This is a genomic window from Ktedonospora formicarum (genome assembly GCF_016587355.1).
Classification (GTDB): Bacteria; Chloroflexota; Ktedonobacteria; order Ktedonobacterales; family Ktedonobacteraceae; genus Ktedonobacter; species Ktedonobacter formicarum.
The window spans coordinates 1,248,341-1,272,495 of the sequence record NZ_BNJF01000002.1 but is presented as its reverse complement, the minus strand read 5'-3'; the positions used below and the strand labels follow the sequence as shown (position 1 = coordinate 1,272,495).

The 24,155-nt window shown below is 49.9% G+C and carries 25 protein-coding genes and 1 riboswitch; of the genes, 10 read left to right on the top strand and 15 right to left on the bottom strand.

All coding sequences use genetic code 11. The features are described 5' to 3' along the window. Window positions 1–80: 80 nt before the first annotated feature. Entirely contained in the window at window positions 81–419 is a 339-nt protein-coding gene (locus tag K3T82_RS24365; protein ID WP_220196155.1) for an ArsR/SmtB family transcription factor, read from the bottom strand. 114 nt (window positions 420–533) lie between these two features. Here K3T82_RS24365 and K3T82_RS24360 point away from each other — a divergent pair, with 114 nt between their 5' ends. Then, window positions 534–1,295 (top strand): glucose 1-dehydrogenase, encoded by a 762-nt coding sequence (locus K3T82_RS24360; RefSeq protein ID WP_220196154.1) that lies wholly within the window; start codon window positions 534–536, stop codon window positions 1,293–1,295. 211 nt (window positions 1,296–1,506) lie between these two features. Further along, entirely contained in the window at window positions 1,507–1,896 is a 390-nt protein-coding gene (locus tag K3T82_RS24355) for a secondary thiamine-phosphate synthase enzyme YjbQ (protein ID WP_220196153.1), read from the top strand. A 45-nt stretch (window positions 1,897–1,941) separates the two neighbouring features. Here the strand turns inward: K3T82_RS24355 and K3T82_RS24350 are convergent, their stop codons facing one another. Continuing rightward, window positions 1,942–2,628, bottom strand: coding sequence for a GNAT family N-acetyltransferase (locus tag K3T82_RS24350; RefSeq protein ID WP_220196152.1), 687 nt, complete (start codon window positions 2,626–2,628; stop codon window positions 1,942–1,944). Between the two features lie 309 nt (window positions 2,629–2,937). Here K3T82_RS24350 and K3T82_RS24345 point away from each other — a divergent pair, with 309 nt between their 5' ends. Beyond that, complete coding sequence (locus K3T82_RS24345) at window positions 2,938–3,177, top strand: hypothetical protein (protein WP_220196151.1); 240 nt, start codon at window positions 2,938–2,940, stop codon at window positions 3,175–3,177. A 189-nt stretch (window positions 3,178–3,366) separates the two neighbouring features. Here K3T82_RS24345 and K3T82_RS24340 read toward each other — a convergent pair whose 3' ends face one another. Continuing rightward, complete coding sequence (locus K3T82_RS24340; RefSeq protein WP_220196150.1) at window positions 3,367–3,984, bottom strand: GNAT family N-acetyltransferase; 618 nt, start codon at window positions 3,982–3,984, stop codon at window positions 3,367–3,369. A gap of 311 nt (window positions 3,985–4,295) precedes the next feature. Between K3T82_RS24340 and K3T82_RS24335 the strand changes: the two genes are divergently transcribed. Further along, complete coding sequence (locus K3T82_RS24335) at window positions 4,296–5,234, top strand: DMT family transporter (protein WP_220196149.1); 939 nt, start codon at window positions 4,296–4,298, stop codon at window positions 5,232–5,234. Window positions 5,235–5,268: 34 nt separating this feature from the next. Here K3T82_RS24335 and K3T82_RS24330 read toward each other — a convergent pair whose 3' ends face one another. From K3T82_RS24330 to K3T82_RS24320, 3 genes are all read right to left on the bottom strand, one after another. Continuing rightward, window positions 5,269–6,771: a chitinase gene (locus K3T82_RS24330; RefSeq protein ID WP_220196148.1), complete on the bottom strand. Its 1,503-nt coding sequence runs from the start codon at window positions 6,769–6,771 to the stop codon at window positions 5,269–5,271. A gap of 461 nt (window positions 6,772–7,232) precedes the next feature. Next, on the bottom strand, window positions 7,233–7,427 hold the full coding sequence (locus K3T82_RS24325; protein WP_220196147.1) for a hypothetical protein: 195 nt from the start codon (window positions 7,425–7,427) through the stop codon (window positions 7,233–7,235). Window positions 7,428–7,679: 252 nt separating this feature from the next. Further along, window positions 7,680–8,504, bottom strand: coding sequence for a maleylpyruvate isomerase family mycothiol-dependent enzyme (locus K3T82_RS24320; RefSeq protein WP_220196146.1), 825 nt, complete (start codon window positions 8,502–8,504; stop codon window positions 7,680–7,682). 226 nt (window positions 8,505–8,730) lie between these two features. Between K3T82_RS24320 and K3T82_RS24315 the strand changes: the two genes are divergently transcribed. After that, window positions 8,731–9,597, top strand: a complete 867-nt coding sequence (locus tag K3T82_RS24315) for an LLM class F420-dependent oxidoreductase (RefSeq protein WP_220196145.1) — start codon at window positions 8,731–8,733, stop codon at window positions 9,595–9,597. A 45-nt stretch (window positions 9,598–9,642) separates the two neighbouring features. Here K3T82_RS24315 and K3T82_RS24310 read toward each other — a convergent pair whose 3' ends face one another. The 4 genes from K3T82_RS24310 to K3T82_RS24295 all read right to left on the bottom strand — a co-directional run bounded on the left by K3T82_RS24310 (window position 9,643) and on the right by K3T82_RS24295 (window position 15,251). Beyond that, the gene (locus K3T82_RS24310) at window positions 9,643–11,826 is read right to left on the bottom strand and encodes an FUSC family protein (RefSeq protein ID WP_220196144.1); all 2,184 of its coding nucleotides are present in this window, start codon (window positions 11,824–11,826) and stop codon (window positions 9,643–9,645) included. A 196-nt stretch (window positions 11,827–12,022) separates the two neighbouring features. Continuing rightward, window positions 12,023–13,348: an ABC transporter substrate-binding protein gene (locus tag K3T82_RS24305; RefSeq protein ID WP_220196143.1), complete on the bottom strand. Its 1,326-nt coding sequence runs from the start codon at window positions 13,346–13,348 to the stop codon at window positions 12,023–12,025. Window positions 13,349–13,412: 64 nt separating this feature from the next. Beyond that, window positions 13,413–14,282: a carbohydrate ABC transporter permease gene (locus K3T82_RS24300; RefSeq protein WP_220196142.1), complete on the bottom strand. Its 870-nt coding sequence runs from the start codon at window positions 14,280–14,282 to the stop codon at window positions 13,413–13,415. 12 nt (window positions 14,283–14,294) lie between these two features. Then, entirely contained in the window at window positions 14,295–15,251 is a 957-nt protein-coding gene (locus K3T82_RS24295) for a carbohydrate ABC transporter permease (RefSeq protein WP_220196141.1), read from the bottom strand. Between the two features lie 283 nt (window positions 15,252–15,534). Between K3T82_RS24295 and K3T82_RS24290 the strand changes: the two genes are divergently transcribed. Then, the gene (locus tag K3T82_RS24290; protein WP_220196140.1) at window positions 15,535–16,293 is read left to right on the top strand and encodes a WD40 repeat domain-containing protein; all 759 of its coding nucleotides are present in this window, start codon (window positions 15,535–15,537) and stop codon (window positions 16,291–16,293) included. Between the two features lie 67 nt (window positions 16,294–16,360). Here K3T82_RS24290 and K3T82_RS24285 read toward each other — a convergent pair whose 3' ends face one another. Continuing rightward, on the bottom strand, window positions 16,361–16,918 hold the full coding sequence (locus tag K3T82_RS24285) for a dihydrofolate reductase family protein (protein ID WP_220196139.1): 558 nt from the start codon (window positions 16,916–16,918) through the stop codon (window positions 16,361–16,363). A gap of 196 nt (window positions 16,919–17,114) precedes the next feature. Between K3T82_RS24285 and K3T82_RS24280 the strand changes: the two genes are divergently transcribed. Further along, window positions 17,115–17,474, top strand: coding sequence for a cupin domain-containing protein (locus K3T82_RS24280; RefSeq protein WP_420799338.1), 360 nt, complete (start codon window positions 17,115–17,117; stop codon window positions 17,472–17,474). A 76-nt stretch (window positions 17,475–17,550) separates the two neighbouring features. Here the strand turns inward: K3T82_RS24280 and K3T82_RS24275 are convergent, their stop codons facing one another. From K3T82_RS24275 to K3T82_RS24265, 3 genes are all read right to left on the bottom strand, one after another. After that, window positions 17,551–18,423, bottom strand: coding sequence for an LLM class F420-dependent oxidoreductase (locus tag K3T82_RS24275; protein ID WP_220196137.1), 873 nt, complete (start codon window positions 18,421–18,423; stop codon window positions 17,551–17,553). Between the two features lie 190 nt (window positions 18,424–18,613). Continuing rightward, window positions 18,614–19,399, bottom strand: coding sequence for an amino acid ABC transporter ATP-binding protein (locus K3T82_RS24270; RefSeq protein ID WP_307811138.1), 786 nt, complete (start codon window positions 19,397–19,399; stop codon window positions 18,614–18,616). Continuing rightward, entirely contained in the window at window positions 19,399–20,169 is a 771-nt protein-coding gene (locus K3T82_RS24265) for an amino acid ABC transporter permease (RefSeq protein WP_220196136.1), read from the bottom strand. Before K3T82_RS24265 ends, K3T82_RS24270 begins: the two co-directional genes overlap by 1 nt. 87 nt (window positions 20,170–20,256) lie before the next feature. Here K3T82_RS24265 and K3T82_RS24260 point away from each other — a divergent pair, with 87 nt between their 5' ends. The 3 genes from K3T82_RS24260 to K3T82_RS24250 all read left to right on the top strand — a co-directional run bounded on the left by K3T82_RS24260 (window position 20,257) and on the right by K3T82_RS24250 (window position 23,008). Continuing rightward, complete coding sequence (locus K3T82_RS24260; RefSeq protein WP_220196135.1) at window positions 20,257–20,499, top strand: hypothetical protein; 243 nt, start codon at window positions 20,257–20,259, stop codon at window positions 20,497–20,499. 379 nt (window positions 20,500–20,878) lie between these two features. Then, window positions 20,879–22,009: a glycine oxidase ThiO gene (gene thiO / locus K3T82_RS24255; protein WP_220196134.1), complete on the top strand. Its 1,131-nt coding sequence runs from the start codon at window positions 20,879–20,881 to the stop codon at window positions 22,007–22,009. Window positions 22,010–22,024: 15 nt separating this feature from the next. Next, window positions 22,025–23,008, top strand: a complete 984-nt coding sequence (locus tag K3T82_RS24250) for a phosphotransferase enzyme family protein (protein ID WP_220196133.1) — start codon at window positions 22,025–22,027, stop codon at window positions 23,006–23,008. A gap of 14 nt (window positions 23,009–23,022) precedes the next feature. On the opposite strand, the gene K3T82_RS24245 is transcribed toward K3T82_RS24250, so the two are convergent. Next, window positions 23,023–23,889 (bottom strand): alpha/beta fold hydrolase, encoded by an 867-nt coding sequence (locus tag K3T82_RS24245; RefSeq protein ID WP_220196132.1) that lies wholly within the window; start codon window positions 23,887–23,889, stop codon window positions 23,023–23,025. A 167-nt stretch (window positions 23,890–24,056) separates the two neighbouring features. Further along, a riboswitch (ZMP/ZTP riboswitch) is annotated at window positions 24,057–24,146 on the top strand. The last annotated feature ends 9 nt before the right edge of the window (window positions 24,147–24,155 follow it).

Sequence of the window (24,155 nt, the reverse complement as noted above, 5' to 3'; positions counted from 1 at the left end):
TTATTGTACTTTCAGGCAGTCTCAGGCTAAACGCACACGCTAATAGGGCAGAACTTCACCAAAGTATGCCAGAAAGGGGGTTACGAAGTGGAGGGGGTAAGGAAAGTTTTCTGTACACGCTCAAGAAAGCGCTTCAACGTCTCCTGCTTGATGAGATAGAATACCTGTTTGCCCAGGCGACGCTCCTCCAACAGCCCGGCATCACGCAATTCTTTGAGGTGGTAGGAAAGTTTCGACGTAGCGATATTTCCAAGCTTCGGTTGCACATCAATATAGGGGCAGAGGGCTTCCGGTAGCTCAGGATGAGGCGTCGAGGTACATGATTCATCACGCCCCTTCGCGAGAATGCTCAGGATTTGCAAGCGCAATGGATCACTGAGCGCCGCCGCGACTCTCGCCAAGTATTGTTGATCTTCCATAGCAAACAGTATAGCATAATCGGCTTGACATTACAAATAAATTTGGAGTATGATGCCATCATTCCAAATTTTATTGGATTATCACGTTAACTTATATTTACGAAGAGAGATGCTATGCAGAGATTTATGAATAAAGTTGTCCTGATTACGGGGGGGAGTACCGGAATTGGCCTGACAACAGCCAGAGCTTTCGCGCGTGAAGGAGCGAAAGTGATTATTGCAGGTCGCCGCCTCAAAGAAGGTGAACAGGCGATCTCTTCCCTCAGAGCCGAGGGTGCACAAGCCAGTTTCATCGCAACCGATGTCACGATGGAAGCAGAAGTGGCTCACTTACTGGACGAGATAATCGCACGCTATGGGCGACTCGATGTGGCCTTTAATAACGCAGGCATAATAGGTACAAGTGGGCCAGTTGCCGCATTGAGCGAAGATGAATGGGACAAAACTATCGCAGGCAACCTCAAAGGAACCTGGCTGAGCATGAAATATGAAATCCAGCAGATGCTAAGTCAGGGAGAAGGCGTGATTGTCAACATGGGGTCAAACATTGGCGTACATGCTACGCGGTCTATGCTCGGAGCCTATGCCGTCGCCAAAGCTGGCGTACAAACCTTGACAAAGGCCGCTGCTCTTGACTATATTGCTTCTGGCATTCGCATCAACTCCGTCAGTCCGGGAGCGGTCAACGCCCCCATGTCGAAGCGACCTTCAGAGACAGATGAGGCAAGAGATCAAAGAGTTGCGGCAACACTTCCCATCGGGCGCATCGCTCAACCAGAAGAGGTCGCTAATACCGTTCTCTGGCTGAGCTCTCCCGAAGCCTCATTCGTCGTTGGCAACGATATCATATTGGATGGCGGATTCACCCTTCAATAAGCCTATAAAACCTTTTCATCAGAGCAATCGTGCTAGGATTAGACCAATTGCCCTGTAATTATATTTTTCCCTTATACGGAAAAACCAACGCCGCTGACGCGCTCAGGTTTTCGCATAAGACCTTCTCATTACAAGAAAACCTGAGCGTGTCAGCGCTAGCCGCCGATCAGGTGGCGTTAGTTTTCGCATAAGACCTTCCTGGAGGATTGGCGTGAAGACCTTTACGATCAGTACAAAGAAGAAAGATCAAATCATCGACATCACCAATACTGTCGAACAGTTTCTCCGTGATGAAGAGAAAGAGGATGGGCTCTGCTTACTCTTTGTAGCCCATACTACCTGCTCGCTCACGACTGCGGACCTTGATCCCGGCACCGATCTCGATCTCCTCGATGCCCTACGCAACCTACTTCCACATCTTTCATACAGACATCCACACGATCCACATCATACTCCGGATCACATCCTCTCGACCATCATCGGCCCCTCACTTGTCATACCTTACTCTGACCGTCAACTTATGCTCGGTACCTGGCAGAGTGTCATTCTGGTCGAACTGGATGGCCCTCGCCAACGAACGATCCATCTCAACACATTCTAGCCAGTATAAGCAAGACTCGCCCCCTGGCCTGATGGCACCAAAGCATTAGCCTCGAATGTTAGCGGCGCGCGCAAAGACACGGTAACCAGCCGCTTCCGCCAGTTTAAGCGACGCAACATTCGAGCTTAACGCGCTATAGAACGGGACGAGCCCTTCCTGAGCCACGGAAGCGGCCCATGCCACGGTCGCCGCCAGAGCATACCCACGGCGACGGGCATCTGGTTGTGTCTCAATCCCCAGCTCACAGGCCTCAGTGGTTCGACGCGAGCTGTGCGCAATACTCAACAGGCGTCCCTCCACAACAACACCTAGAAGTGGTCTTCTGGCTGGGTGAAAGTAGTATTCTACAGAGCCAGCCTCAAAAGCTTCAACTAATTCTTCATCATCCGCTGTGAGCGGGCGCACGATCTGTTGAGCAGTAGTCAGTGGCAGGATTGGTAACGCGATCTGGTGCAAAGCCACCTCCCGACTGATATCTGGGGTAGTCTCCGCTGTAGGAGGAAGCGCTAGCGCCTCATTTACTCGCATGAGCAAATCTCTTTGCTCATGTGCGGCAACATCCGCTCTCCAGATATTCACGCGTTCTCCAGCAAGTTCAGCAGTACAAAGCTTCCAGGGTGGCTGTGGACCCTCTCGCAAAACTTCAACATCACTCCGATTTATGATTGGGAGTTTGATATGCCATACAGCTTCGATATGTTGTCGAAGCAAGGTTCGGTCTCCTGCTAACATAACAAATCCTTTCGTTTTATGAAAGTGTAACATATACACTAAAAAGTGTGACTATCAAGCAAGTTGTCCGTTTAGTAATGTGAGTGGAAAAATACGTTAAGTTTTCCACCTGGAAAGAGGCTTGGTTTGTCAACTCGTATCCACGTAGAGAGCAAAGCCGGAATGAGCCGGTTCGGAGCGGGGGAAGTATCAAGTACTGGTAATAACGAACAGAACATCAGGAACATCAAGTTATAGAACATCGTAGCTCACAGATCAAGGACGGTCCTTGGTGTTACCTTCTCTTGAACACAAGCGAAAGGAAACATCATGAGTCTCATTGCTCTCTTTAAGCGCCCCTCTGCCCAACCTCCAGTAGAGGTCATCCAAGCGGCCTGTGCCTACTACGGCCAATCCCCTGAACGTGTTTCATCAGTTCGTGCGGAGAAATTACGCGCGCTCTCTAATGACATGTGGGTCGTACGCCTTAACGAGCGCCAAAGTGCCGTTGTCGCTTATACGCCCAACGAGCGCGAACGTGCAGTCGCAGCTGCCTGGTTTAATGAATAGTAGCGAGAGAACGTAAGAGAAGAAAGGCTCTGTTGTTGACATATGCCAGCAACAGAGCCTTTCTAGCTTTGAGCATGTCCCATTAGAATGTAGTTGGAAATCTCAAGCTACTTCATATGTAAACATTGCGCTTGAAGCAACGCCTCACAGCTCAATTGTTCTCAACACAGCTATAGCGGCTCTGACTATCTATAGGCTGCTATTTGGCACGCGGATGATTGGCTCGTTGATCCGCTTGAAATCATTTGAGAGACACTCCATGATGATTTCGTCATAAAACTGTCCGCCCCAGCAACATGCCTCATGCCTTGTGCCAACCACCCGGAATCCAGCCTTGGTATATGCTCTCTGCGCAGCCGTGTTATAACTATATGTACGCAGCTCGATATTATGCAAGCCAAGGACCGTAAAGCCATAATCGAGCATCAACCGTGTCGCCTCAGTGCCATAGCCTTTATGCCAACAATCCTTCATGCCTATAAGAATACCAAAGGTAGCCTTACGATGTATATGGTCGAGATGCCGTAATTCGGTTATACCTATCATGCGCATACCGACACGCTCATAAATAATAAAGCCAATCCTATGATGCTGGTCATCCCTTAGATCTTGCTCTACATCGGCTTTCACCGCTTCTAGAGATCTAGGAATTAAGGGGTCACCAGAGAGTAACGAAACCTCAAAATCATTTATCCATTTGTACATAAGTGGCACAATATCTAAATGCATCGGACCAAGCGCAATCCCTTCCCCAACTACATTAATGGCATACTCTTTCTTCTCTCGGTTCTCCTCATTCCCTGACATACGTTGCTCCTTTGATGTAGCAAAATACAGGTATAATCTCCGCCTTATATTGTAACATGCACTCTCGGAAGACGTACAGAATACGCTACAAGCTTCCGGGGCTATCTACTTCTCACTTCACTACTTCAATCTGCCCACTTCGCGGACCTCGGGCACTATTAACATGCACATATTGACATACGTCATACGTATGACTTACCATAGGAAGTGGGACCTATGCTTGCCTATATGCCCAAATGCTCACTCACTGCCTACAAGGCATCGCTTTTTGATGGATAGTATTCAATACCAGTTTTGAAAGGATTTCTACGTTGAAAACCCGAGGGTATCTGCTCACGCTTCTCACATCCAGCGCATTTGGTCTGGGCGCGGTTCTGGGCAAGATGGCATCTTCCGCGCTCAATCCCTTTCTGGTAGCTAGTCTGAACTTTCTGATCGGAGGGCTACTACTACTCGCATTTCTTGCCTGGCGCAGAATCCGGCTCTGGCAACCCTTAGCACGGCGCGACTGGAGAAATATCATCCTGCTTTCAATCTTCGGTACAGCCCTGCCTGCCTGTTGCATCATCTATGGCCTGGGACTGACTAGCGCGATCAAGGCGGGATTCCTGATTCAGCTTCAAGGCGTTATGGCCACTATCTTCGCGGTTATCTTCCTACGCGAGCATCTAAGCTGGAAGCAGGTTGCTGGAATGCTGCTCCTGCTCGTTGGGGGTCTTTTCGTAATTATGAAGGATCTACACAACTCTTTCTGGAGCGCCTTTACGCTTGGGGATGCTCTGGTAATTCTGGGGTGCATTGGCTTCGGCTACGCCCTTGTTCCAGCAAAGCAGCTAGTTAATAAAATTGACGCACTACCACTTACAACGTGGAAGCTTCTCATCAGTGCCCTGGTTACCATGCCACTGTTACTCACGCAGCCAAACGTCATACCGAACTCTACGCCAAATTTCCTCTTCTGGCTTATGCCTCTCTATATCGTGTCGAACTTCTGCATTGCCTACATTACACAGCAAGCAGGACTCAAATATTTGCATGCCTGGGAGTCCGCGACCATCATGCAGACAACGCCGATCTTTTCGACGCTCTCTGCCATCTTTATCCTTGGTGATACCCTCTCCCCGCTTCAATTGCTCGGTGGTGGCATCATGCTTGGAGGTGGATGCATCGTAGCTTTGAGCGATATGCGTATAAGCAAGAAGGCTGCGCAGGAGCCCACCAGTATGGCAAGCTCCGCGCGCGAGAGTTAAGAGAGCAAGCATATCCCATGCTTGCTCTTACCAGCTATGGAAGGGAGTTCAGATGAGGCTTGACGTTGTTGGCAAAGTTGTAGCCATTGGAAGCATCCCAGCTAATTGACCAATCCATTGCCCCACGTAGGGCTGGATAGGTAGTCGATGGTCTGAAGCTGCCACAGTTCGTACCTCTCGTCAGGCAGTCCAACGCTGCGTTGACTACCGAAGGCGAGACGTATCCGCTCCCTGCGGCAGATGTAGATGCGGGAAGGCCAATGCCAACCTGATCAGCGCGTAGACCGCCTTGCAATTGAATGCAAGCCAGGGCCGTGATAAAGTCGACGTTTCCCTGCGAGTACACTTTGCCATCACACCCGAGCATTGAACCGGAGTTATAGTACTGAGTGTTGACAACCGTCAGGATGTCTTTAATATTCAAAGCTAGCTGGAAGTATCCAGCGCCCGTCGACTGCATATCAAGCGTCTGTGGTGCCAGAGTGATAATCAGACTGGAACCCACTCTTGATGACAACTGACGTAGCGCATTCGCCATATAGGTTGGATTCAGCCCATTCTCGAAATCAATATCAACACCATCAAAGCCATATGTCTGAATCAAGCTGTAGACGCTATTGGCGAAATTGGTCGCGCTGGTGGCATCATTGACGCTCACGGTACCATTCTGACCACCAACCGAGATGATGACCTTCTTGCCCTGAGCATGTAACGAGGCAATATCGCTGGTGAACTGAGCGGCGCTATACCCATTTAGAGCGGCTGAGAGGCCCGAATCTACACTAAATGTCACTGCACCGGGTCTGCCTGGATCGGCATTCGCGAAGGCCACAGCAATCAGATCATAATTCGAATTGACGGCGCTCAGTCGCAGGGGCGTAGCACCATTCACAAAGTCCTGCCAATAGCCAGTCAGGATATGCCTGGGCAGGCTCCCGCCGCACGTTGTGCATGGTGTAGGTGTCATTGTAGGTACCGTCGTAGGTGTTGCTGTAGGTGTGTTTGGGGGTGTAGTTGGGGTTGGCGTACTTGTACCAGCGGGACCAACCAAAGAGATATCATCGACGAAGACATTCCCTTGAGCATACCAGCCATGAATATAGATAGTCACGCTGGTTGTAGAAGCTGTCGTAGTAAACTGATACGTTAGCAGAGTATAGCTACTGCTACTCGTCCAGTTAGCACTATATCCATTAGCACCAAGATACGCATAGGGACCATTAACGTACGCGCTCAGAGTATAAGCGGTACTGGGCTTTACACTGATTGTCTGCGTACACTGACCCGTTGTTGAACTGCTGGGAGTGAGTTGTAGCGCATGTGTGCCACTATGTACCGGACTACCAACCACGCTATCACCCGTGTCACAGTTCCAGCCGCTAAGATTGCCAGTCTCAAGACCAGGATTAGTAACCAGGTTACTATCAGCGGCAAATACATGCCCTGACCAGCCAGAGAAGACGAGATAGCCAGCGCAACTCATTACGACGACAATAATAGAGGTCATAAGTATGACGGAACGATAGGAACGCAGCATAGTTCGCTCTCCTTGCAATAATTTGCTGCGGCAATGAGCTCAACATACATCTCTGAAATGTGGCAAGCTCATGTCCTTCAAACGAAATACAACCTATCATGTGTCTCGCATGCCACTTAGCAATAAGCATGCAGTGATAACTTCTACCTGAAGTCCTCATATATAAGCATAAAACCATACAGCCCTGTTGTCAAGACAACTAGACCAATAAGCAGCCAAATTCACAAATTCTTTCAACGATAATCAGAGGTCATAAACCTTCCACATGTAAACATAACAATTCAGCCTGTGTTATGCCTGCCACCCTACGTATCTGCCCAACCGTTATAGATAACCTGTTTATGGCAAAATATCACCTCCACTTATGCCAAAGAAAGACAAGCTCTCCAACCAATGTGGCCGGAGAGCTTGTCTTTAAATTAGACGCGTTTCAGATTTGAACGCCTTGAGAGGATTGGTGCCTACTGTTGGCTACCACCACCTAATGCTGGACCACCGAAAAGGCCGCCGAGCAGCTGATCAATTAGAGGAAGCTGGATGGGAAGACCAGCGAAACCACCCTGTATACCTTCCAACTCAGCGTCATCCAATTCCTTCATCTCAGTCTGGGGTTCCTGTGCGATACGTTCGTCGTTCTTCATCATTTCCCATTCCATGTTCCAACTCCTTCGCCATTATCCAGTACTTCTGTCCATGCTTACTAAATAACGGCTTTATATCTCTTTGTTTTTTCAACCTTAAATAGAGCGTCAACTGCTCTATAAGATTAGTATACTCACTGATCTAAATCATATACCCCTGTAGTACTATTTCATATATGTATATCCTTCGTACTATTTATTGTGCCTCCCGCTCGGGCCGCATCCAATGCTCTACTTATGCTTGCGATCTCCTCTCGACCAGTGGTCCTACGCAATGATCGCCACAGTCTGAAACAGTACCTCAGCGTAAGCCTTGTTCCCCTCAATAGTTGCCTCTTTCATGGCTCGCTCTTTCGCTATACCTTTTGTAAAGAGTCGCCATGCAATCTCCTGCTTCATCGTCACCAATGTCACAGGAGCAAAATCACATTCAGTAAACAGAGACCACTTCCCCTCCTGCCGCACGAGATACCACTGTTTACCTGCCTCACCCTCTACACATAAAGCGACCGTTGTTCCTTCGGCTGCTTCGACAACATGAAATGTCCAGGGTAAGGCACGCACAAAGGTATCTAGGACAGGGGTAAACAATGTGGGCTCAGTGAGTTCCGGTTGCCCAACAGCCTCACGGATATGTTGCTGGTGATGCCAGCGTTCAGTGTACTCACGCGCTACATCGAGCCAGACCGGTGCCCGATTTGGGCCAGCCCAACTGACGACACCGTTCATCTCCATAAGAGAAAGGCTTTTGAAGTAGCTGATAATCTGTTGCCCTGTGTGTTCTAGCAAATTACAAAGTAAATGCGGGCTCATCCTTCGTGTCGCTTCAACCCAGATCTGATTTTGCGCGTTAATGCGGCTTACCAGATCTGGACCAGGAGGCAAGAAAGAGGAGGTATCTTTATCTCTTCCACCTGAGAGCTTACCAATATCATCTCCTAGCAAATGGAGAACAATATCCTTCACAGACCACCCGGCACATGGCGTCTCGCGTTTCCAATCCTGCTCATCGAGACCCAAAAGGAGGTTCAACAGATGCTCAAGCAGTGGCTCAAATAGATCAACCACAATGATCGGCTCAACAGCTTTCATACCAAACACCTTTCCTACTCTCCAGACAAAGACACAGCTCGCCTAAACATATATTTCAGATACGCTTCTTTTCTTCAATCATTCTTCATATTTATTTTCGCTTATATTACCTATCTATTTCAACCAGATAGCGCTCAATATATCCGCCTTCCTAATAATAGAGGCCGAGATAGTTGCAGTTCCAAAGCCCGGTGCAATATGATATAGGGAGAGAAAGGATGGTCACATGACAACGACCCACACACTGAGCTTTGGAATCAAAACTGCACCCCAGCATACGACCTATGAAGATATGCTCACGATCTGGCAGGCAGCCGACGAAGAGCCAACCCTTGAACATGCCTGGCTCTTTGATCACTTCATGCCTATCGTTGGTGACTATACCGGCCCCTGTCTGGAGGGCTGGTCGCTCCTCTCCGCCTTCGCCGCGCTCACCAGGCGCATCCGCGTTGGCTTGATGGTGACTGGCAATACCTATCGCCATCCCGCCGTGCTTGCCAATATCGGCGCAACTGTTGACGTTATCTCGGGCGGACGCTTAGACTTCGGAATTGGAGCGGGCTGGAACGAGCGCGAACACTCATCCTATGGTATTCCGCTCTACAAGCCAGGTGAGCGCATTCGCCGCATGGGAGAAGCATGCGAGATCATTCGCCGCATGTGGACCGAAAAGGCCCCCACTTTTGAGGGGCGCTATTACCAAATCAACGAAGCCTATTGCGAGCCGAAACCCATCCAAAAGCCATACCCGCCCTTTGTAATTGGTGGTGGCGGCGAACAACTGACCCTGCGCTATGTCGCGCAATACGCGGATATCTGGAACATGACAGGCAACGATATTGAGACTTTCAAGCATAAGAGCGCAGTGCTGGACGAACACTGTGCCGCCATCGGTCGTGATTCCAGAGAAATTGCACGCTCCATTCAGGTTCCTATCAATCCCGAGAACTTAGGCGAGGCACGAACACTCATCGAGACTTTTATTGAGGCAGGCGCGAGCCACTTTATCCTCGGTCTACGCCCACCTTTCTCGCAGGGAATCGTACATCGTCTAGTTGAAGAGATCGTCGAGCCAATCAAAGCTACTCGTTAGCACTGAGGAACACTCGTTACCAACACCTATCTTTGTTTCTTAGTCTCAGGAAACACTTTCTCGTGCCAGGTGTGGGACTATCTTATCATGCTCACGCCTGGCAATGAGCAGTTGATGCATATAGATTATATGCCTTACAATGGCTTTGGCTTCCACTACTAAGGCGTCTAGCATCGGAAATTCAGATGAGTAGACCTGATTCTTTGCCAAACAGTCAAGGGAGCGAAGATCCTTCTGAAAATTGGGTAATTCCTTCGCGATTCCATGCCCCCCAATCGCGACAGCAATATCACTCATCGCCATGCAAAAATGCGTACAAAACGTAGAGATATGAGGCAACCCTTTATGATTTGGTCTATCCAAAAGGTAGGACTCTATGGCTAATAAACTCCGCATAATGGCTCTACTAGACTCTAGCAATCCCTGACCAAGGTCGGCATCAAATTGATGTTGTGCTGGTTCCTGAAGAGAACGCGTCACCGATGCCTCGGCGTTTGAGAGGGCCAGACGCGTTTTTAGCAACAATGTATAGAGCGCGAACTCATCATAGGAGCCCGGGTTAACATATGCTTGTAAAATGGCAGCGCCGAAATCACGCAAGGTTCGCATTCGCTCAGCAATGTTATGTGAGACATGCACCTGCTCCCACGTAGGCCACAGGGCATAAATAAGTAAAGCCAGCGCCCCACCAATGAGCGTATCCACCATGCGATCAACGGCGGTCAACAGCGGATTGGGAATCACAAGAGTGAGCAGAAAGACTATCGACGAGGTCATAAATACTGAAAAGAGAGCATAGTTAGCAAAGAGAAAAGCGAATGCTAGGTAAGCCATTACCGCATCTAGTATCACCAGCCACCAGTGTGTGGGCATTAGGAGCCCAACCAGGATAGTTGTCAATCCAACACCCAGGAATGTACCCAGTGTGCGTGCCAAACCTCGCGCAAAAGTGTTTGTGAAATCTGGCCTGAGTACCACGAGGGCTGTCAATGGTATCCAGTAACCACGCTCTATAGGCAGAGGGCCAAGGCGATAGAACGCGGTTGATAGCGCCAGGGCGATCCCTAGACGAATCGCGTGCCGAAAGGCTGCCGATTGTAGGCTCAGATTAGCACGCAGAGTCGTGAAGGCGTTATGCCATTGAAGATGGCTCTGCTGAGTGGCCCGCGATCCTCCTGGAATGGACGTCACATGTCGAAGTTGCTTATAACTCCAGGAGCGAGCCAGTTTTTTCGCATGATGCAAAGTGCTACGCAACTTGTCACAATAGGAAATTAGTTGCTGTAAAGTCTGTTCGCTCTCCGGTGGCTTCTCTAAATTGCGTATAGTATGCAACGCAAGCTTAAATTGAATATATGGAGATTGAACTGGGCGAACAAAAGGAGATGAGGGTTTCAAATCATAAGCAATCAGGCGCAGTTCGGTAGCGGCTGCCTCTAGCACTTGATCCAGCTCATAAATATATTTTGCATCCTTACCTAACTGATGTTCAATATTCAGCCGAAGTTGGAAAATAGCGATTTCCAGAAGGCGTATGCGTTCGGCTTCTTCTAATAAGGCATGAAATACCTTCCAGGGTCGCTCAGGCATACTACTCTCAGCTAGCATCTCATACGCATTAAGTAGTGCTTCTCCCACTGGCCTAACCCCTTCAACTGAGCCATGCACATGCTCCGCAAGTATCTCGTAGGCTTGTGCAAGCGTTATTCGCTCAATCGTTGTGACATACCCACGCGATACCAGCCATATCAAGCCAGTTTGCAAAAGTGCTCCCGCGAAAATCAGAAACGCCTGGAGAGCCGCGTGCAGGGGATCAAGTGAGAAATGTGAAAGCACTATCAGGGCCGCAGCAGCTTGCAAGCCTATAGGTGTAGCATATTTGCCAAGCGGAACAAGCATTCCAACTCCCACCCCCCAGATGCCCGCGACCAGAATGGCAAGCCAGTCAATTCGACTGGTTGCGCTTCCGACAAAGGCCGATACCGCTACACCTACGCACGCCAGGAGCATTGCGCGCACACGCGCTGATGAGGTCGCGTTCAATCCTACCGAGCCAATTCCAATCGCACCACCAGCCATCGCTACACCTTCAGCGACATGGCCTGTCGCCACACCGATGACCAAGGGAAGCGCAAAGCCCAGCATACTATAGAAGCCTTGGATCGGAGCTAGTTGCGTTCTATCAATCCGTAGCGTTCCCCCCAGGCATGCTTGAGAGGAATGAGCCACGATATATAATTCCGAATATCGATGCCTGGAAAGCGCTTCTTCTCATTTCTCTCTAACGCTTTCTTCATCTCTATCGCTTCTCTTCACTGATGTCGTATGAGATAACCAATCATCTATCACCAGTGTAGGCACCCAAAAAAGAGAGGAGTACGGAAGGATTGAAACCCTCCGTGCTCCTCTCTTTTTCTAGGAGATACTAGCCCTGGGCCAGTTTTGAGGTGCAGCCCTGCGTCATCTTCTGCAAAGCATCATTGGCGGATAGCTGGCTCGTCAGCGCTCCTGTGAAGTTGGTGGTAATGACCGTGCGGCAGTCATCCCAGGCGGGCAGAGTGCTGGGCACGAAACCATTCTGGATCGACTCGGGACCAGCCTTGCGCGCGGGATTCTGATCGAAATAGCTCTTCAGCTCAGAACCCTCGTACGCCGATTTACGAATAGGCATGTAGCCGGTGGCTTTGACGAACTGTGAGTTCGCGTCCACGCTCACCAGATACTTCATAAAGTCCCAAGCAGCATTCTTGGCATCTTCATTCGCGCCAGAGAGCATGGCGACATTGGTGCCATAGAGCGAGGTAAATTGCCCACCCGAACCACCAGGCAGAGCAGACTCCGAGAACTTGAACTTACCGGCAATCGCGCTCTGAATAAAGGGATAGCTGGCAACAGTGCTAAGCGCGAAGACAGATTTACCAGCGGCGAAGTCGTTCTGCCAGTTATACAGCTTGGTAATATGGATATTACCAGCCTTGACCAGGGGGGTGAGGTCACTCAAGGCCTTGAGCGCGGACTGTGAATTATTCCCCTCTCCAAAGGCAGCTTTCGTGCCATCGCTGGAAACGAAGTCGCTACCACCAAACGCTTTATAGAGGGTCGACCACTCGTCAACCGAGGGGGTCATTGAGAGGCCCCAGCGTGAACCGTCGGACTTGGAGACTTTCGTAATCGCGGCCTTCAATTCATCAATCGTGGTGGGAACGGCAATGCCCTCTTGCTTTAAGACATCTTCATTGTAGTAAAGCACTTCGACGCTCTTGTTGAATGGGAGCATATATTGCGTCCCATCAATCTGCCCATCCTTCCAGATGGAAGGGTAGAAATCGCTGATATCGCTCTGGCTCAGACCATTCTTACCCGAGATATAGGGCTGCAAAGACTCAATCGCGTTGGACTGCTGGTACTTCGAGGCCCAGCTCTCGTAGACTTGAGCCATGGTTGGCGCGTTATTGGCGGCAATGGCGGCAGTCAACTTTGTCTTAAGCGTGTCATAGGAGTCAAAAGCCTGCAACTTGATAGTTACATTCTTATGCTGATCCATATATTGCTTGGCAAGGTTCTCCACGGCGGTCTTGTTCGCACCGGTGGCAAAAGCCTCCCAGAAATCGACAGTATACTTTTTGTTGGCATCCAGCACGCCAGCGTTTCCACTACCATTGTCGCTGGTGGAATCGCCTCCACACGCGCTCAGAACCAGGGCCATGACCATTAGCACCAGGGCCATGCCAGACCAGATACGACGACGCATAAAAATTGAAATCCTTTCATATAAGAAAGCGCAACAAAGAGTTTGATAGATCAATAGAGCGCCTTTACCCCTTAGTGCTCCCAGATGAGATGCCCTCTATGAACTGCTTTTGCGCGATCAAGAAGACGACCAGAACAGGCAGCGTTGTAAAGGCAACGGCAGCTGCCAGGCCAGTCGGATCATTACCTTCGTTGGTGACGAAGGAGCGTAATCCAACCTCAACCGGGCGGAATGTGTCACTACTAGTTACCAGATAGGGCCAGAGAAAAGCATTCCAACTGCCTATAAATATCTGAAGCGCGATTACCGCCAGGGCAGGCCGTGCCAGGGGCGCAGCCACCCGCCAGAGATAACCGAAACGCGAACAGCCATCAAGTTGTGCCGCCTCCCATAATGATGGCGGCAGTGAGAGGAAGAACTGGCGCAGCAGAAAGATACCTGAGATGCTCACGCCAAAGGGAATAATTTGCGCCTGATAGCTATCGATCCAACGCAAAGATGAGACTATCAGGTAACTCGGAATCAGTGTGGCCTCGGAAGGGACCATGATGATACCCAGGAGCAGCAGGAATAGGATATTACGCCCAGGAAACTTCATGACTCCAAAGGCATACGCAGCTAACAGCGATGTAACCGTTGCCAGAACAATCGTACAGATCGCGACCAGCAGGCTATTACCAAAATACTGTAACCAGGGAGCCATGTTCCAGGCACGCGCATAGTTTGACCATTCCCAATCTGGCAACACATGCGGTACTACGTCATATGCATCGTGTGTGGTCAAGAGCGAAGTAACCAGCATATAGTAGATGGGAAACACCGCCATCAAGGCAGCGAGCGCGATCACCAAGTAGCGCGCACCCAGTCGTATTCTCGCACCCAACCAACCAGACGCACGCTTCTGAGGCCGCTTAGAGTCTCTTATAGCAGACATAAACCCTTCCCCCTATTCCACAGCAGAAGTAGAGCGGCGCGATAAGCCAAACTGTGCTACTGAGATTGTAAAGACAAGCAGGAAAATGATAACCGAGATCGCCGCACCTGTTCCGGTATGCGCCGAGGTACCAAACGCCTGCGCGAAGAGATACAACCCAAGGGTTTGACCAGCATTCCCCGCGCCCCCATCTGGTCCCACAAACAAAAAGGCTGGCTGAAACATCTTGAAAGACTCTATAGTGCTCAGCAGCAGCACCACCATTGTGACAGGCGTCAGCAACGGCCAGGTGATATGACGGAAAACCTGCCAGGGTCCAGCACCATCCACACGCGCGGCTTCCGCCAACGCGGGTGAAATATTGGTCAGCCCCGACATAAAGAGCACAACACTAAAGCCCAACGACTTCCAGGTTGTATACAGGATCATGCTAGGCAAAATCCAGTGAGGGTCTCCCAGCCAATCAATGCTCTTAAGGTGGAGCAAGTGGAGAATGCCATTCAATAGGCCATGATAGTTATCAAACATCCAGAGCCAGATCGAAGTCGTCGCGACCATCGGCGTAATAAAAGGCGAGAAGATCGCCAGTCGCCAGAACGCGCGCCCTCGAATACTCGACATCAAGAGAATCGCCAATAGCAGCGAGAGGATGAGTTGCAGTGGAACTGAAACGACGACATAGAGCACTGTTGTCTGGAGTGACTGCCAGAAACTCGGATCACTCAGTAAGAAACGGTAGTTCGCTAGCCCTACAAATGGCTGTGTACCGTGATTGAGGAAATTCCATTTGAAGAGGCTGATAATAAAGACAAAGACAGAGGGGAAATATGAGAACACACCTAGAATAATGAAGGCAGGAAGTAGATAGAGATATGCCTGACCCGTCGTCAACCACCGCCTCCACCTCTGCTTACGCGAATAGGGCTGTTTGCCCTCGCTGGCTACAGATAGCCTAAGATCGCTTTCCATACGGCTCCCCAGACAAGAAATAAAGTAGCGCTACAAACATGATAACTATAGCACGTTAAACTAGGGTAATCAAATCGTAAAAACTAGTTTAACATTCCATTATATCGCCCCACAGCATTTGCGCAATATGCTTGAAGGATCAGACCGCCCGCATACACATATTGTTCAAGGGAAACATCTGGCAATTACCCATACATATTGTTTGTTACACTTAACTCTTTCATACGATTGGTTAACTGAGCATTCGCTAGCGAAATAAATTCTTGTAGCCCTATCGCCATCATTGGACTGGTCTGCAAACGGGCACCTCGAGGTCTCCTTTAACACACTGGGGATCTTCGACGGAACGACATGCGCAACAAAGCTACAAACTAGCCTTCAGGGCACTAATGCTCTCTGGTCACCTGACCATACGCGCCTATTAAATATTTCAAGCACCAATTTTCCTCAGATCGTGGATGCCAGCACAGGCAAGGTTCTAGCCACCTATATCCCAACCGAGCAAGCTAAGGGTTGTTGCGGCGGCAGTGGTTATATCGCTCCTTTCGCGTTTGCCTGGTCTGGTAATGGTACACAGATCATCTCACTCACAGGTAGTCAACAATCTCAATGGAGTGTTGAGATCTGGAGCGCCAGCACAGGTAAAGTTGTCAGCAAGCCTCTAACACAAAATGGCACCCCGAACTTCATCCAACTCTCGCCTAGCGGCAAATATGTTGCTGTGAGCGATAAGAGTGGCATCGCAATATGGAGTATAGACAAGAAAAAGCAGATAGGGCACCTTTCCCTCAATGTAGACTCCCAGCATGCCCCTTTGGCCTGGGCATGGTCGCCTGATGGCAAATATCTAGCCGAGAGCAACTCAGAGATTCATCTCTGGGACGTTCACGCCAAAAAATTTGTCGCCATCTTTGGCAAAGTATCCAATAAGAACTGGATCTCAAATCTAGCCTGGTCCAAGGATAGCATCAAACTTGCCGCATCCATCTCAACGCCTCCAGATTGGACCAAAAACACCGTAAATATCTGGAAGATCTCTTAAGCACTTCAACACGTTGAATAGCAAACAACAGAGGCGCTGGTAAATCAGCGCCTCTGTTGTTTGCTATTCAGGCTTTCTGGTAGCAAAGTACGATCCTGCCTGTAGGATATGGCTGAACATACAGCAGCTTCAGAGACATCTGATCAGGCAGGGGCGTAAAAAATGGCTTACCCGCTCCCAGAACCACAGGGTGAACACGCAGATGATACTCATCTATAAGGCCAGCCTGTGTCAACAATGAAACAAGGCTACCACTACCAAAGAGCATCAAATCTTTTCCAGATTGCTGTTTGAGGGTGGCGACAGCTTCTACAACCTGATCTTGCACCAATCTGGCGGGTGCCCACTCTCCCCAGGGAGCATTTGTCAATGACCTGGAACAGACAACTTTGGAAAGTGTATTAACCTGCTCTGCCAGCGGATCTTGCTCTTTGCTCACATACGGCCAATGCGCGGCAAACATCTGGTATGTCAGCCGTCCTAAGACAAGTGTATCCACCTGACTCAGAAGGTCTGGAATAAGATCATGATCGTATTCAGTCCCAACTGTCCAATTCAACGAACCGTCTGATCCAGCCATAAAACCATCTAGACTGACAAAACTTGAGGCAATGAGTTTTCTCATTTCACCATTCCATCCTAATCAAAAATAAACAACTCTTTCCCATTCTCCAGAAGTGAATGAAAAGCGGCAATCCCAGCCCATACAAATCACTGCTTGCGCTTGCAAGCAGATCCTCACTATAATTGAGCAGGCAGGCAATGATTGAGCTGCCAACATTCATGTTGTACAGGAAGCAAAGAAAAGAGACTTTACCATGATAGAGAAGGTCAATTTAGCGGAGAAATTTGGGCGTTTCACTGATCACTGGAACCCAAAGATTGCCGGTGAACTCAATGACTCTTATGTTAAGCTCGCGAAATTACAAGGGGAGTTCGTGTGGCATCATCATGAGAACGAGGACGAAATGTTCCTGGTTATCAGTGGTCACCTGCTCATGAAATTGCGCGATCAGGATATCCACCTTGATCCAGGCGAATTTATCATTATTCCACGTGGCGTCGAGCATATGCCAGTAGCGGATGAGGAGACGCAGGTGCTTCTGCTAGAGCCAAAAACAACACTGAATACTGGTTCAGTCGTCAATGAGCGCACCGTCGCAAAGCTTGAGCGAATCTAACGCACAATGTAAACGCTCCTCGCCGTTTTTCAACGGCGAGGAGCACTGAAAAGACACTCTAGATTAAACTGAAAGACTAACCCGCAAATTCTGCTTTTAATGGTTGAATAATCTCTTCGTCAAGACGATGGGCAATGCCTTGTGGATAAGGTACAAGCAAACTCAGAATGAGATGTGTTGCCCCTGCTTGAATATAGCTATATATCTGGCTACGGGCATCCTGCATATCTTCGGGATCCACAACAACCTGTATTGAGCGTTGAATGGTTTGCGGATCTCGCCCAATAGCAGCACAATGGGCATCAAGAACCGCGCTTCTCTGCTGAAACATATCAACGCCTCCACCAACAAAGTTCCAGATCGAGGCATATTGAGCAACAATGCGCAAGGTCAATTTTTCGCCTGCCCCGCCTATCACAAAGGGTGGATAAGGCTTTTGTACTGGCTTAGGTTCACAGTAAGCGTCTTTAAGCTGATAATATTTACCCTCAAAACCAGGTGCGGTTTCGGTCCACATGCGACGAATAACCTCACATGCCTCACCCATACGGCGAATCCTTTCGCCAGTAGTATAGAGAGGGATACCATATGAGGCATGCTCTCGCTCATTCCAGCCCGCGCCAATTCCGAAGTCTAAGCGACCACCAGAGATGACATCCACGGTCGCGCCGATATTAGCCAGCACAGCGGGATGGCGATAGGTATTGCCAGTCACCATCAAGCCAACGCGGATGCGCCTGGTGAGCGCGGCGAAGGCGGAGAGGAGCGACCAGCCCTCAAGACAGGGACCGGTGAAATCGCGTCCCAATGGCATAAAATGATCAAACAACCATGCATGCTCGATGGATGGAATGCTATCTGCCTCCAGCCAGACACGGAGCATATCTTCATAGGTCGTATGTTGAGGTACTGTTTTGATGCCAAAACTCAGTTTCTTACCAGTCATCATCACGACTCCTTTTGCTCATAGATAGGCACTTGAGTACCACTTCTTCCGAGTATACAAGAAAACACGTTGAAGAGAATACTCTCAGCCTCTACGCCGCTTTATAGAATAGTCACCCATAATGAAGAGTAGAAAAAAGAAAGGGGGCAGGCCTTTGTGGCTCGCTCCCTTTCTTTTTTCGTAAATGCCTGGATTAGCCAGCGGTCACACGTCCGATGAACTTACGCGTTCTCTCGTTCTGACAATCGTCAAAGATCTGTTCCGGCGGTCCCTGCTCCACAATCTGGGCATCTGCCATGAAGACAACGTGATCAGCGACGTCGCGGGCGAAACCCATTTCGTGCGTCACCACGACCATTGTCATGCCCTCTTCCGCTAGCTGGCGCATTACTCCCAATACTTCGCCAACGAGTTCGGGGTCAAGCGCGGAAGTGGCTTCGTCAAAGAGCATCAATTTGGGATTCATCGCCAGGGCACGCGCGATAGCAACACGCTGCTGCTGTCCGCCCGAAAGCTTATGGGGATAGGAGTTGGCCTTCTCTGCGAGTCCCACCTTCGCCAGCAGGTTGTGCGCAAGCTCAACCACTTCGCCCTTTGGCCTACGCAGCACCTGTATAGGTGCCTCAATGACATTCTCAAGCGCGGTCTTGTGGGCAAAAAGATTAAAGCGCTGGAAGACGAAGCCAATCTGTGAGCGCATGCGCGCAATATTGGCTTCACTATCCTCAATCAGGCGACCATTCTGCTCACGGTAACCCAGATGCTGACCATCGATATAGATACGCCCACCATCAATTTTCTCCAGATGGTTCAGGCAACGCAACATGGTCGTCTTACCAGAGCCGCTGGGGCCGATAACGGCGACTACCTGACCGCGCTCAACCTGAAAATCTACCCCATTCAGTACAACATTATCACCAAAGCGCTTCACCAGTTGCTCGGTACGCACCATGGAGATGTTCTTCTGCTCAACAGCCATTAGCGCGATCCTCCCTTGACTAGGCTCTGATCATTACTACCGAAACCGAAGCCAAATGTACGTTGTGAAAAGCTCTTGTTTACTTTGAACTTCTGGTTGCGGTCAGGGTCAAGTTTGCGCTCAATCCATTGCTGCACAAAGCCCCAAAGTGTGGTTAGCAGGAGATAGTAGACTGTTGCCACAATGAGCAACTCAAAGATGCTAAAGGTTGGCGCGCCAAAGGTACGCGCGAAGTTCGTCAGTTCCATCATACCAACGACGGTAGCGATAGAGGTGGTCTTGAGCATGTTATTAAACTCATTACCCAACGGTGGAATGATGACGCGAGCGGCCTGTGGCAGAATAATACGGCGCATCGCGACCCAGTAGCGCATACCCAGCGCCTTAGCCGCCTCCATCTGACCTGGATCGACCGCGCCAATGGCGGCACGCGTGATCTCTGACATATATGCCCCTTCATTAAGGGAGAAGGCAACCAGCACACAAGCATAGTCAGGCAATAAGAGACCGGGAACGAGCTTTGGCAGACCATTCCAGAGCAATAGCACCTGGACGAGCAAGGGACTACCACGGAAGAACCAGATGTAGGCTTGCGCAATCCACTTTAGCGCACGGAACCTGGACATCTGCATGAGTGCGAGTAAAAGACCAAGTACAACGCCAATGGCTTGAGCCACGACAGAAATCCACAAGGCGAGCCATGCCGCATTCAAGAAATAAAGGTGAGGATCTTGAAAAAGGTAGAAACCGACAAGATTCCATTTAAACATTAGCATTCCTCCTGCTGAGGTAGACTCCCTATCCCTGACCTTTGCTAACGCGAAACAGGGAGTCTAATATTAGGCCATAGATAAGGCATGCGCCAGGCATGCAAGGCCGCGAGCGCCACCCATTGGGGCTGCACCAGTGTAATTTGTGATCCGCAGGGAGCAGGTCAGGTGCGCTCCCCAGTTAAACGCCTTCTTCATGTGAATATCCACTACATCATCACAACGACTTCTCTTCAGGCACCAGAGCGGACTCTAGCCGCCAAGGGGGTACGTTGGCATTCAATAGCTCTAACACCAATTCATGTGCCAGCGTACCTCAATACCAGATAAGTTTGGCACATGGTCATAGTCTTTGGTCAATGATCCATTGTCCTTAAAAACAGGCAAGCCTCACCCTCTCTACTTATTTAGACTCCTCTTAGCCTGTAAGAACAGACAGAAGAACACCACCAATATTTACACAATTCAATATATTGCCTCTTGAAGAGGAATAATAGCACGCTCTGACTGAAATTAAAAGAGCTTCAAAGTGTTATGCATGAGGTCGCACCCAGGCTTTCATATCGCTTTCAAAGGCTTGAGTAATACCTATGTTTGCATGTATGCTTTATAGGGTAATGGTCTAGACCATTCTACACTCATAATTAATGCGTCGACTTATAGCACTCGTCGCATTATGGTGCCAGGACAATGAAAGAGAAGGTAACGGATGACCTCTTCAACAACCACAAACATTGTCATCATGGGTGGAGGAGTCACAGGAAGCTCTATCGCATACCACTTACAAAAGGCAGGGACCACCAGTGTGACCGTTATCGAGCGCGAAGAGATAGCCTCCGAATCCTCTAGCGCGGCGGCGGGCATGCTCGCGCCCATAGGAGGCATGCAGAAGGACGACGCCTTTACCAATCTCCTGATCGCAGGTCGCAAACTCAATCTTGAACTTATTCCTCAGCTTCAGGAGGCAAGCGGAGTGCAGCCAGAATATCGTCGCCTGGGCTCACTGCGTCTCGCCACTACCAAGGTGGAGGAAGAGCAGTTACGTACACGCTTTACATTCTGGCAAGAGCTACAACAAGAGGTGGAGTGGATGAATGGCGAGGAGGCAAGAAAGGTTGAGCCAGTCCTGGGAGAGCAGGTACGCGCCGCTATCTTCGCTCCCGGTGCGGGTTCGATAAAGCCCAAAGGGTTTACACAGGCATATGCTGGTGCCGCTCGCAACCTGGGGGCGCGTTTTATCGAGCGCTGCGAAGTGGTAGGGATTGAGCACGACGGCTACAATGTTACGGGCGTGCGTACCTCAACTGGCATGAACATCCCCTGCCAGCATCTCGTGATCGCGGCGGGGGCATGGTCGGGCCGCTGCGGCGACTGGCTGGGTTTTGATCTCCCCATTACGCCAACGCGTGGACAGATTCTCGCGCTCCACCAGCCGGAGCAACCATTGACCCATATTCTCTCTGGAGCCGGCGTATACCTCATCCCTAAGCCTGATAGCACAATCTTCGTAGGTGCGAGCGTAGAAAAGGCAGGCTTCGATAAGCGCTTGACCGCAGGAGCCATCGCTCGCCTGCTCACCAGCGCAATTCAAGTCGCCCCCATGTTGGAGCAGGCAACAATAGATCGCATGTGGGCTGGATTGCGCCCTGGAACGCCTGATGATCGCCCAATTCTGGGCAAAGCGCCCGGCTGGCACAATGTGACTCTGGCGGCTGGTCATAACGGTGTGGGCTTCGAGTTGAGCGCTATCACAGGTAAACTCATAGCCGAACTCGTCACCACAGGTCAGACTCCGCCCTTGATCAAGCCTTTCGGGGTCGAGCGCTTCGCCACTAATTAAGAGAGAACAAAGATAATGCCAGCGAGCAATTCAGCTCAGCGTGAGCAGCTTGCCCACCTCATTGCAGATAACTATCACTTTTCCGGTGAGATTACACTACATCATGTCGCTCACTACTGGTTTGAAGATCGTGGCATCTACCGCATTGAAGTAGGTAAAAATGAGGCATATCTGCTTCGCGCCTTCCGTAGAGATGTCGCTCACTGGCTTCTGGGGCAAGCACAATTGCTCACTTACCTGAATCAGAACAACTATCGCGCGCCGCGCCTACTACTCACCCGCCAGGGCGAGACCATAGCGCGGCACGGAATTTGGATGGGATTACTTATGACTTACGTCGAGGGCGAGATGGCTGACTTCTCTCCCGAGACACTGGAAAAGCTTGGTGAGCAGATTGGGCTTCTCCATACGCTTCGCATATTACCCGACGTTCAACTGCCAAGCTCACGCCTGGATCCTCATCTAATTGAACCATACCACATCGAGCTCCTGGGTAGCAGTCTACCTAAGCTCCCCCAGGAGCTAGCCACTATTGGCTCGGAATTACTTACTACCCTTGAACACATTCAGCAAGCGCGATGCCTACCTCATGGGCTTCTGCATGGTGATTGCTGGCCCCATAACGCCGTGCTCACAGATGGCGAGACACTAACCATGATTGACTGGGATGGCGCAGGTGCTGGTCCCTTGCTCCTCGACTTGGGATACTTGTTGATGTGCTGCCATCTCGGCAAGCCACAGCTACCACAGATGCAAGCCGACAAAGAACTCATTCAGGCTGTGATGCGAGGTTACCGCAGACGCCGTGATCTAACTGAATTAGAATTTGTATATCTGCTGGATGCGATTCGCTATGATCTGGCACGCCGCGCCGCCGTTGACGACATTTTTGCTTCCATCACACCACAAAACCCCTGGCAAAAGAATCTCTGGCTTCAAAAGACACGCGCTCGCTTTGAGATCAGCACGGAGATAGCACGATTGGCTCGCACTTGCTGACCATAAGAAGATCATTAGGCAGAAACCTTTGTCGTCAGAAACCGAATAATGTGCTGCGCTATGGCATCCGCATCTTCCTCCAATGCGAAGTGACCTGTATCCAGCAGATGCACTTCACACTGGGGCAAATCGCGTTTAAACGCCTCTGCGCCAGCTGACCCAAAGATTGGATCATTCTTGCCCCATACGGCTAGTAATGGCGGCTGGTATTGCCGGAAGTATGCATGCCATTGGGGATATAGTTGCGGATTAGTACGATAATCTTCAAAGAGAGCTAGTTGGATTTCTACATTGCCTGGACGATCCAGCCCCATCTGATCAAAAGTCCAGGCATCTGGGCTGATATGGGTTTTATCATGCACTCCTTCGGTATACTGCCAGATGGTTGACGCAAGTGTACATAGTTGCCGGATAGGCTTCTCCGTTTCGGCATTGCGATTAGACCAGAATGGCTGGGCCGCATCCCAGAAAGAGGTAAATCCCTCCTGGTAAGCATTACCATTCTGGCTGATGATGGCTGTGATTTTCTCTGGATGCTTGACCGCCAAACGAAAGCCAACGGGAGCGCCATAATCCTGCACATACATGCTGAAGCGCTTAAGCTTTAACGAATTAAGAGCTTCTTCCACAACCTCTTCCAGATGGTCAAATGTGTACGAGAATTGCCTGATATCTGGACAATCGCTATAGCCATATCCAGGGTAATCTGGTGCAACTATATGAAATCGCTCGGACAGGGAAGGAATAAGGTTACGAAACATATGTGAGGAAGAAGGAAACCCATGCAGCAATACAAGCGTCTGCTCATGCTCCTCTCCCGCCTCACGATAGAATACGTTGATTCCGTCAACCAACACCTTGCGATAAGTGATAGCTGTCATGACACACCTCTCTTCAGTGAACGCTCCTACCACCTTTCATTCTAGCTCTCTACACACAACCCGCGAACGTCACCCCTATCATCCTCTGATACCACTTTATCAATGGTCGACATCCATCATAGCTATCCACCTTGACGAAGGGCAATGAATTAGGATATCTTTAGCGTATGTTCGTGGGTAACTGGCGATCACAGTGGAATAACCACGGGGAAGCTCGCGAATAGAGGAAGAGACAGTCGCTCGCCTGGGCTGGCGCATCCGTTGTG